Source organism: Methanospirillum sp. (assembly GCF_035406105.1).
Classification (GTDB): domain Archaea; phylum Halobacteriota; class Methanomicrobia; order Methanomicrobiales; family Methanospirillaceae; genus Methanospirillum.
Window position 1 is genome coordinate 1 of record NZ_DAONKG010000170.1, and the last position, 5,429, is coordinate 5,429.

The 5,429-nt window shown below is 46.5% G+C and carries 5 protein-coding genes; 3 read left to right on the forward strand and 2 right to left on the reverse strand.

All coding sequences use genetic code 11. The annotated features are described in order from the left end of the window. Positions 1 to 2 precede the first annotated feature (2 nt). Positions 3 to 257, forward strand: a complete 255-nt coding sequence (gene rpsJ / locus PLA23_RS10050) for a 30S ribosomal protein S10 (RefSeq protein WP_324475094.1) — start codon at positions 3 to 5, stop codon at positions 255 to 257. A 194-nt stretch (positions 258 to 451) separates the two neighbouring features. Continuing rightward, positions 452 to 1,999: a flippase activity-associated protein Agl23 gene (locus tag PLA23_RS10055; protein WP_324475095.1), complete on the forward strand. Its 1,548-nt coding sequence runs from the start codon at positions 452 to 454 to the stop codon at positions 1,997 to 1,999. Between the two features lie 149 nt (positions 2,000 to 2,148). On the opposite strand, the gene PLA23_RS10060 is transcribed toward PLA23_RS10055, so the two are convergent. Both PLA23_RS10060 and PLA23_RS10065 read right to left on the reverse strand, forming a co-directional pair. Further along, positions 2,149 to 3,342: a hypothetical protein gene (locus PLA23_RS10060; protein ID WP_324475096.1), complete on the reverse strand. Its 1,194-nt coding sequence runs from the start codon at positions 3,340 to 3,342 to the stop codon at positions 2,149 to 2,151. A gap of 7 nt (positions 3,343 to 3,349) precedes the next feature. Then, a complete protein-coding gene (locus PLA23_RS10065; protein WP_324475097.1) occupies positions 3,350 to 4,531 on the reverse strand; it encodes a tubulin/FtsZ family protein in 1,182 nt (393 codons plus the stop codon). Between the two features lie 120 nt (positions 4,532 to 4,651). On the opposite strand from PLA23_RS10065, the gene PLA23_RS10070 reads away from it, so the two are divergent. Then, positions 4,652 to 5,429: FAD-dependent oxidoreductase (locus tag PLA23_RS10070; RefSeq protein ID WP_324475098.1), on the forward strand; the 778-nt coding region annotated here is incomplete at its 3' end.

A 5,429-nucleotide genomic window follows, 5' to 3' on the forward strand; every position in this document is an offset into this window, starting at 1 on the left:
AAGTGTGCGAAAAGATTAAGGAGATCGCTGAGCGGACCGGTGTTAATCTGGCCGGTCCTATTCCCCTTCCAACCAGAAAACTCGTGGTACCCATCAGAAAAAGTCCGGATGGGGAAGGGACAGCTACATGGGACCGCTGGCAGATGCGGGTTCATAAGCGTCTCATTGATCTTGATGCCGACGAACGTGCTCTCCGTCAGCTCATGCGGACCCAGGTACCAAAGGACATCGGTATTGAGATTGTCCTTGAAAGCTGAGACACATATGGGCGGCTTTTCAGACAAGCCGCAATAATCCCAATATCGTCCACAGTACCTCCTCAGGGAGATACCTTCTTTTCCTTTTTCTTGAGGACGGATGGGAGAGAGAAATATCTACTGAACGCTTTTTTTCATACAGGAACAAACCTGTCTATGATACTGTACGGAATACCTTCCGAGGTTACACAACAATGAATATTCAGGTAGTACGGGAACGATATGCACAATGTTCAGTTGAAATGATCTTCGGGATCATATTTCTTGCAGGATGTATCGTCCGGTTTATTCTCCCAAATTTTAAACTACTTCACCATGACGAAGCGATTCATGCATGGTTCAGTTATGAACTCCTGACTAAAGGGGTGTATCAGTATGATCCCATGTACCACGGTCCACTGCTGTATTACCTGACCGCAGGAGCCTTCCGAATTTTTGGTGATTCTGATCTTATTGTCAGAATATTACCTGCATTGTTCGGATCAGCCATAATACTGCTCCTGTACGGCATACATAAGACCGGCTGGCTCTCGAAAAATCACGCAATCTGGGCAGCTCTGTTTTTTGCATTCTCTCCGGATATGGTGTATTTTTCCCGGTTTCTCAGGCATGATATATTCCAGCTCTTCTTTACTATCCTTCTCCTCTTTGCAATCCTTGCATATATCGAGTGGAAGAGGCCGGGGTACGCATATCTTGCAGGATTTGCAGCAGCATGTGGAATGTGCTTAAAAGAGGATATGCCGGTTGCAATCCTGATATTCGGACTCTTTTTCATGGTCCTGATCTGCCTGCATCGCATCCAGCTTCCAAAGTCCTGGAAGCGGGATATTACGGGTGCTGTTTTCATCGCAGCAGGAATCGGATTTCTTTTCTATACATCATTCCTGAACCATCCTCAGATGTTCTGGGATGCACCATTTAAGGCTCTGGAACACTGGACCTCTATGCATACCCAGTGCCGGCTTTGTGGCCCTCCCTACTGGTATCTTGCTATGTTCCTTCTCTATGAAATCCCCCTGGTTATACTGGCAATCTTCGGAACCTGGCAATGGGGGGTAAAGGACAGGGGAGTGCGACATTTCAGAGCAGGAGATGACGCCCCGGAGAGAGGCGATGCACGAACATCAGCGTTCATGGGTCTCATGGTTTTCTGGACGGTTGCAACTCTGATCTTTTACGGGTGGGTCGGAGAAAAGGTTCCCTGGCTTTTGATTCACCAGTTGTTTCCGGTCATTCTGCTGGCATCATACCGGGTAGAGGGGAAAAAGATTATTGCTGGAGTCATTACCCTTCTCTTTTTACTCGGGATGACGATGCATGTCTGTTTTACACCAACAGACATCAACGAACCGATCGTTCAGGTTCAGAATTCAGAGGATATGCGGGATGTAATGGCCCTTATCGACTCGGCCAGGACCGTGTTTGTCGCGTCAGATTCCTATTTGCCGCTTCCCTGGTATTACCGGGGAGGAAGATGGGATAAAATCCTGTTCTACGGCAAAAAAGTCAACCCGGATGTCTGGTCCGGGAAAGAGCCGGATGTTATCATCACTCATGACACAGACAGTTATGATTCACTGCCAGGCTATGAGAAAAAGCCCTATCATCTGAGTTACTGGTTTTCATTGTATGATAATCAGAACCGTGCCCTGGAGTGGTACTTCCTTCGGGACGGAAAGATGGGGACAGTAAACCTTGATGTGTTTGTCAGGTCGAATAAGTCAGAATCAATAGTATAATCTTTTTTTTGTTCTGTTTACCCATCAATTAAGCACACCATATACAGCGGTATGTGTTTTCCATATATTTACCATAATCCCCAGGGAAACCATGTACCTCCACCACGGTGCAGAAAAACTCTATGGAACGATTAAATCAGTTAAAAAAATTAGAAGAGTTCGTCGTACTGGTGTGCAGTCGACTTCTTTTTCGGCCGGTCACGGGAACCAAAGCTTCCTCCGCCACCCTTTCCTCCGCCTTTACCTCCCCGTTTCTTCATGATACGAAGCAGAACGAAACCAACGATAACAACGATGATTATCCCGACAATATAGATGAGGATACCAGGGAGATCTGGAAATTCCATACCTTTTGGTGCAGCTTCGAGTTCTTCATTCAAACTCTGGGTCTCCTGGAATACTTCATCAGCCTTTTTATAGGCTTCTTCTGCTTTTTTCCTGGCTTCAGTATATTTCCCCTCATCAAACAGATCCTTTGCATCAGTTACATCTTCTGCTGCAAACTCCCGCTTGGTTATTATCGGGGCTAGACGGGGATCACTGCCAAGATTCTTTTCAGTCTTAAAGTAGGTAATCCATTCATCGGTCTTATCGATAGCCTCTTTTGCATCTTTGATAGCTTTCTGGGTAAGACCCATGTCAAGCATCGAGTATGCATCCTTGATGAAGGTATTTGCATTCTTGATATAGATCTGGGCATTTGAGTAACTAGCACCCGCGGCTGAGTTGAGCGAGTTAAGAGCATCCTTTGCCTTTGCCTCTGCCTTTGATACATCAATCCCATCTGCTTTGTTCTGAGCGATGTCTTTCTCAAGTTTTGTGTAGGCCTCTTTTACTGATGTAATGTCACCTTTTAGTTCTCCAGGATTTGTCACAAAGGCCGTGACATTCTTCACCGTCTCCTTGACTCTCCCTCCTGGTGTTGCCACATTAATCGAGACCAGTTCAATCTCCCGTGAACTGTCAACTTTGGGTGCCATACCCTTTAGATTGACCTTTACGCTCTCGTCGACATTCTCATATGAGAGTTCCCAGCCGGAGAGGTCAAGTTGTTTTTTACTGACCGGGGGCCGGGGGTTCTCAACACCATCCAGAATGATTGAATAGGTCCATACCGGATTATCGAGTTCGGTTTTTAGTGAAACACTCTCGTCACTCGGGAAGGTTTCTCCACCGATCGAGATAAAACTTAACTGAAAATCAGCCGTGACATTTGATTTCCCAGACTCAAGATCACCGGATGGTTTTACATTCACATGACCGACTTCAACGCTCGCCATTGCCGGGATGGCAATGAAACAAAAAATGATGCTTAAAACGATGATTAATGATCCAGTCTTCATAACTTCCTCACTCAAAGAGTGGTTCAATACTCTCATCCAGTTTCAGAACATTCTCTTCATCAATACGTTCAGATGTTGCTTTGGTCTCTTTTGCAATCTCAAGGAGGTTGGTAACCCGTGGTGCATCTGCAATGGATGCCAACAGAACGACTGCTGCAACAAACCTGCTCTGGGCCGGATAATCTCCGCCTCGTACCTCCACCCCGGCGATATTCTCCTCAACCCAGCTCTTGGCCTTCTCAATTCCCTTTCTATCAAGTTCGTCGGGCGGTCCGGCAACCAGAACGCGGGCCCTGCTCGTCGTGGTATATTCACAGGGCAGGGTAAGCCGGCCAAGCATCGCCCGTCTGACTAAAGAGAGAATCCGTGAGGTCTTATCCTCACCAAGAAGCTTATCTTCAGGACGTCTCTCTTCTACCTGCTTTCTTCCGATAATCCGATCAAAGAATCCGCGATCTTTCTCAACCGGTGGTGTATTGATCACTTCACTGATAGCATACCCGACCGAGCTGATACCGCCGCCCCGAAGGGTATTGATGATCTCGCTTGAGTCAACAACCATTTCTCCAATCCCCAGCTGACCGATCTCACCTGCACGGAACAATAACCCGAAGCGACGGACTATCTCGTCATTTAACCGGTCAAACGCACCTTTGATACTCTCTCCCTCATTCTTCCAGGCACTATTGTCAAAGAGGATGACATTATCTGCTTCTTTTACGAGGGTTGCAAGACTTCGTGCTGCATTATAGGAATATAATCGGCCTTCTTCAGGTGCTGGTAGGATACCAAGAACATACACCGGTTCTTTATATATCTTCTTTAAATGTCGTGCAAGAACAGGGGAACCACCCGAACCTGTACCGCCACCAAGTCCTGACACGATGATGAATGCCTCGGTGTCGCCAATGCCCTTGCGATCGATTGCATTCATGATGATATCAATCTCGTCAAATGTGATCTGGGCACCGGTATCATTATCGGTCCCCACGCCATGACCTTTGACGGTCGTCTGACCAATCAGGACACGATCCTCAAAGTCGAGGTGCTGCAGTCCCATTAGATCAGTTCTGGCTGTATTTACTGCAATAGCACGAAAACTGTTGCCATTGGTTCTTTTGTCAAACTCAATGAACCGGTCAACAATTTTGCCACCAGCCTGACCAAATCCTATAAAAAACACTTTCATGGAGGTACACCAGTAGTATGAAATATCGAAATTCTAAATATTTTGTACATCTTTCCTTTATAGATTCAAAAAGCTTCTTCAATGAGCAGGATGGGAATATCTAAGGGATTATAACTGAATATGCGGATCGCAATAATTGGAGGGGGCATATCCGGGCTTGTTTCCGCATACAAACTCTCTCCAGACCATAAAATTACAATTTACGAAAAGTCAGCAGAGATAGGCGGCCTACTCTCATCATATCACCGGGAGGGCTATGCAATTGAGAAATTCTATCACCATTTCTTTTCAGGAGACACTCATTTTTTACATCTTTTAGAAGAATTAGGTCTGAAAGAGAAGATTTTATGGTTAAACGGATCTACTGGCACCTATCAGAACGGGCGAATATATCCGCTTACCACACCTCTTGAGATTCTCCGGTACCCTCATTTGACCATCGCTGACAAATTCAGGCTCGCACTATTCACGAAAAAGATCACATCGTATGATCCTGAACAGCTTGATACCATCAGCGCAGAAAAATTCCTCACCGGACAGCTTGGAGAGAGAATATACCGCTCATTCTTCAGACCACTCCTCAATTCCAAGTTTGGTCAGAATGCAGATACCATATCTGCCGCATGGGTCGTGAGCAGAGTTGCCATCCGTTCAGACCGGGGGACCGGAGGAGAGCGGCTTGGGTACCTTGAGCGGGGATTTTCATCATTCATAGACCGGTTGTCAGAGAAAATCCGGCAGTATGGGGGTGAGATCAGAACCAATACCCCGGTTCTTCAGCTGTCACGGGAAGAGCAGGGATGGCTGGTGAACGGGGAACCCTATGATGGAGTCATTGCTACCATTGCCCCTGCACTTCTGAGAGCATGCGGACCTGATATCCCGGATATCCCATATC